The organism is Flectobacillus sp. (assembly GCF_049240685.1).
Taxonomy (GTDB): Bacteria; Bacteroidota; Bacteroidia; order Cytophagales; family Spirosomataceae; genus Flectobacillus.
Genome location: NZ_JBMLSD010000035.1, coordinates 10,119 through 15,027 on the forward strand (window position 1 = coordinate 10,119; position 4,909 = coordinate 15,027).

4 protein-coding genes are annotated in these 4,909 nt (G+C 39.1%); all 4 read left to right on the forward strand.

The annotated features are described in order from the left end of the window. Positions 1 to 87: 87 nt before the first annotated feature. From rbsK to ACOVQ4_RS01755, 4 genes are read left to right on the forward strand one after another with little or no spacing between them, the layout of a single operon-like run. Positions 88 to 984 (forward strand): ribokinase, encoded by an 897-nt coding sequence (gene rbsK / locus ACOVQ4_RS01740; protein WP_421818943.1) that lies wholly within the window; start codon positions 88 to 90, stop codon positions 982 to 984. Positions 985 to 1,035: 51 nt separating this feature from the next. Next, complete coding sequence (locus tag ACOVQ4_RS01745) at positions 1,036 to 1,983, forward strand: nucleoside hydrolase (protein WP_421818944.1); 948 nt, start codon at positions 1,036 to 1,038, stop codon at positions 1,981 to 1,983. A 36-nt stretch (positions 1,984 to 2,019) separates the two neighbouring features. Beyond that, entirely contained in the window at positions 2,020 to 3,579 is a 1,560-nt protein-coding gene (locus ACOVQ4_RS01750) for an ADP-ribosylglycohydrolase family protein (RefSeq protein ID WP_421818945.1), read from the forward strand. 12 nt (positions 3,580 to 3,591) lie between these two features. Continuing rightward, entirely contained in the window at positions 3,592 to 4,587 is a 996-nt protein-coding gene (locus ACOVQ4_RS01755; protein WP_421818946.1) for a GRP family sugar transporter, read from the forward strand. The last annotated feature ends 322 nt before the right edge of the window (positions 4,588 to 4,909 follow it).

The window sequence follows — 4,909 nt, forward strand, 5'->3', positions numbered from 1 at the left end:
ATTCTGCACGATTAGTTCAGTATAAAAAAGTTCAATTTTAATACTTTTTTTAGATATTTTTGAATGTTTCAAATCTAATATAAAAGTATGAAAAAAATAATTGTAGTTGGTAGCTCCAATACAGACATGGTTGTAAAGGCAGAAAAACTATCGGCTCCTGGCGAAACTGTCATTGGTGGTAAGTTTTTGATGAATGCAGGTGGCAAAGGAGCCAATCAGGCAGTAACTACGGCTAGACTAGGGTGCAAAACGGTATTTGTATGCAAAATAGGAAATGACATATTTGGGCAACAAGCATTGCAACAGTTTACACAAGAAGGAATAGAGACAGATTATGTTTTTATAGACTCCGATAATCCTTCTGGGGTGGCGCTTATCAATGTTGATGCCAAAGGTGAAAACTGCATTACGGTAGCACCCGGAGCCAACGCATTTTTGTTGGAAGAAGACCTAGATAAAGCTTCTTCTATTTTTGAGAAGGAAGATATCCTTTTAATTCAACTCGAAACACCTATCTCTACAGTTGAGCATGCCGTCAAGAAAGCCAGTAGTTTAGGGCTCAAGGTAATTCTAAACCCCGCGCCTGCGGGCCAATTATCTCAAAGTATTTTCTCTCACATTTATACGATTACCCCAAACGAAACAGAAGCAGAAATCCTTACTGGTATAAAAGTTACCGATGTCACCACTGCCCAACAAGCCGCCTCTGTATTTAGTAATTGGGGTGTCCAAAATGTCGTAATTACGCTCGGAGCCAAAGGAGCCTATCTTAAAACTGCTGATTTTGAGGGAATTATCGAAACGCCTCAAGTAAATCCTGTAGATACCACCGCAGCAGGCGATTGTTTTAGTGGGGCATTGGCAGTGGCCATTTATGAAGAAAAACCTTTGATAGAGGCTGTCAAGTTTGCCTGCAAAGCTGCCTCTATAGCCGTTACGCGCATGGGAGCACAAGCATCTATTCCTTATCGAAATGAACTTTAGTTGCCCATATTTCTTTTTGATATCTCCATCTTAACTTAACAACCAATTGCTATGAAGCTGATATATAGTGCTTTATTAATCCTTCTGACTCTCTGTTCGGTACTTGGGCAAGGTCGACAAAAGGTTATTTTTGATTGTGACTTAGGCGACGACATCGACGATGCCTTTGCATTGGCTATGCTTCTGACCAATCAAGACAAATTAGAGATTTTGGGCATTACTACTTGTTATGGTCGCACAGACGACCGAGCAAAACTAGCGCTTAAACTACTTTATGATACAGGACAAGACAAAATTCCAGTAGCCATAGGCCGAAATACTTCTCAGAATGACACACGAGCTAACTGGTATGCAGAGCAATTTTATTGGGCAAAAGATTTTAATAAATTACAGCCCATCAAGCAGTCTGCTTCAGATTTTATTATCGAAAATCTCAAAAAATATCCTAACGAAGTAGTTATTATCTCGGTTGGTCCGGTTACCAATATGGCCGATATAATCGATAAAGACCCCCATGCACTAAAGCTTGCCAAAAAAATCTATGCGATGTTTGGCTCCTTTTATATTGGATATAACACCCAGCCCACCATCGACCCCGAATGGAACGTACTCGTGGATATTCCAGCAGCTAAGAAATTTGTAAATTCTGGTGCCAACATCGTATATGCAGGATTGGATGTAACGGCTATGGTAAAACTAGAAAAAACAAAAAGAGAGCTATTGCTGATGCGGCAGTCGGTCTTGACCAATGCTCTTTCTGGTCTTTATGTACTTTGGGGCAACGAAACCCCTACCCTATTTGACCCCGTTGCCATAGGAATGATGCTTTATCCTGAACTCTTCAAAACTCAAAAAGTCAATATTTCTGTAGATGATAAAGGTTTTACCAAAATTAATCAAGGTAAAAGCCCTAATGCAGAAATCGGAATATCGATTGATTCAAATGAATTTATCAATCGTATTATGAAAAACTACCTTTTACAAAATTTGCAAAGATAATAACTACCAAACCCCAATAAATCAACTATTTAAACTATGAAAAAAATCTTTAGTATCCTTTTCCTACTCGCACATTTTGTGGGAGCTCAACCCAAAACCTTGACTTTGAGCAAGACCGAGCTCAAAGATAAAATCAAAGGCGGCTGGGCAGGACAAACCATAGGGGTCACTTTTGGAGGCCCCGTAGAATTCCGTTACAATGGTACCTTGATTAATGAGTATCATCCTATTCCGTGGTATGATGGTTATCTAAAAAATACAATGATTAATAACCCTGGTCTATACGATGATCTTTATATGGATTTGACATTTGTGGATGTGTTTGAAAAAGAGGGTCTTGATGCACCTGTAGAATCCCATGCCAGAGCCTACGCCAATGCTGGATATGCCCTTTGGCATGCCAATCAAGCAGGCAGATACAATATTTTGCATGGCATTATGCCCCCAGCTTCGGGTCATTGGCTCAACAACCCACATGCGGATTGTATTGATTATCAAATAGAATGTGACTTTGCGGGTTTAATGTCGCCAGCAATGCCCAATACCGCCTCAAAAATTTCTGATAAAATAGGGCATATCATGAATTATGGCGACGGATATTTTGGGGGGGTATATCTTGGAGCTTGCTATACCTTAGCTTTTACCTCAAAAAATATTAAGTACATCGTCACAGAGGCACTTAAAACGATTCCTAAAGAAAGCAATTATTACAAATGTATTTCGGATGTGATTAAGTGGCATCAACAAAATCCAAATGATTGGAAAAAAACTTGGTTTTTATTACAAGACAAATGGACTCAGGACATAGGCTGCCCCGATGGCGTATACGCTCCATTCAATATTGATGCAACCATCAATTCGGCGTATGTTGTACTGGGTTTGCTGTATGGTAATGGAGATTTTACCAAAACAATGGAAATTACTACCCGATGTGGACAAGATGCCGACTGTAACCCTTCCTCAGCTGGTGGTATTTTGGGGACTGTATTAGGATATGAAAAAATTCCAAGTTATTGGAAAATGGGCTTGAAAGAGGCAGAAGATATTGATTTCAAATACACGACTATTTCGTTATCGGATGTTTATGAAATAGGAACCAAACACGCCCTTTTGAATATAGAACGAAATGGAGGAAAAATCTTGGCAGATAAAGTAATAATACCCGTACAAACCCCTGTGGAAGTCAAAATGGAAAAAAGCTTTGAGGGTACTTATCCTATTGATAAACAGTTTGTTTACAAAAATTTAACGAAGGAATATACTTTTGATTTTGAAGGAACAGGATTTGTGGTAAAAGGTGAAACGGCCAAATGGGCCTCTGAAAGTACCTACAATTTTGAGGTTGAACTCTACTTGGATGGGGTCAAAATTGAAACGATACCTTTACCTACAAGCTTTAAAGAACGTCGTCATGAACTTTTCTGGAAGTATTTATTGCCCAAAGGCAAGCATACAGTTCGTCTAAAGCTTTTGAACCCAAGTACCGAACATGACTGTAGAATCAATGAAATTTTGATTTACAGTGATAGTCCAAACAATGACTCAAACCAAAATATCTATCGTTTTGGTCAACGAAAACCAACTTCAAAATCCTAACTGTTCTCTATTATGTTTATTATCGAAAGCTATACAACCGCAGTCGTTTTCTGCATTGTTACGATGTTGTGTTGGGGCTCGTGGGCCAATACTCAAAAATTAGCTGCTTCTAATTGGCGCTTTGAGCTATTTTACTGGGATTATGTTTTAGGCATATTATTTACCTCTGTTGTTTTTGCTTTTACTTTGGGAAGTACTGGTACAGGGGGTAGAAGCTTTATGGAAGATATGGCACAAGCAGAAACAAGTAATATTTATTCGGCACTGATTGGAGGGATTGTCTTCAATTTAGCCAATATTTTACTTGGGGCTGCCATTGCTATTGCGGGTATGTCTGTGGCTTTTCCTGTGGGTATAGGCTTGGCCTTGGTAATTGGTGTAATTGTCAATTATATGGATGCCCCAATTGGCAATTCCACCTATATCTTCATGGGTGTCGCTCTCATTGTATTAGCTATCTTACTGAATGCCAATGCCTACCGCAAAATGGCATCCAATACAGTTGCAGTATCTACCAAAGGGTTGGCTTTGTCGGTAGTTAGTGGACTAATGATGGGGCTTTTTTATAAATATGTTGCCAATTCTATGTTTCCAGACTTCCATAACCCCATCGCTGGAAAGTTAAGTCCGTATACAGCCGTTGTATTTTTTTCGATTGGGATACTACTGAGCAATTTTATTTTCAATACTTTACTAATGAAAAAACCATTTGTTGGGGCGCCCGTAAGCTATGCCGATTACTTTAAAGGGAGCTCCAAAAGCCATCTTATGGGTATAGTCGGCGGAGCAATTTGGTGTATTGGTATGTCTTTTAGTATTATCGCTTCGGGTGCAGCAGGCCCCGCTATTTCGTATGGATTAGGTCAAGGGGCAACTATTGTGGCCGCTATTTGGGGTATTTATATCTGGCAAGAATTCAAATCGGCACCTCAAGGAACAAACCTTATTTTAAACATCATGTTGCTGTGCTATCTTGTTGGCTTAAGCTTGCTAATTGCAGCCAAATAAGAGGTACTATTTGCTTCAGACAGTAATAAGACTTTAAGTTAATGGGCAAAATTAGATTGAAGTTATGTGTTTTAGGGAACAGGCAAAAGGCAAAGAGTGTTAAAATGTTTTTATTAACCACGGTCATGCTTTTTTACAAAACCCACCGCCGAAAGCTGATACCTCAATGCCCAAGGGTTTCGGCATTCGACAAAAATATATTTATACTTACAAAGGATCGATTTAACACTCTTTGCCTTGTGCCTAAAACACAAAACTTAAATCTAATTCTGCACGATTACTTAGGTTAAAAGTTATACCATGATCTAATTGCTGGACAAAA

Bases quoted from the DNA above. Each gene is read 5' to 3' on its own strand.
- rbsK (WP_421818943.1), top strand. From the start codon at position 88: ATGAAAAAAATAATTGTAGTTGGTAGCTCCAATACAGACATGGTTGTA.
- ACOVQ4_RS01745 (WP_421818944.1), top strand. From the start codon at position 1,036: ATGAAGCTGATATATAGTGCTTTATTAATCCTTCTGACTCTCTGTTCG.
- ACOVQ4_RS01750 (WP_421818945.1), top strand. From the start codon at position 2,020: ATGAAAAAAATCTTTAGTATCCTTTTCCTACTCGCACATTTTGTGGGA.
- ACOVQ4_RS01755 (WP_421818946.1), top strand. From the start codon at position 3,592: ATGTTTATTATCGAAAGCTATACAACCGCAGTCGTTTTCTGCATTGTT.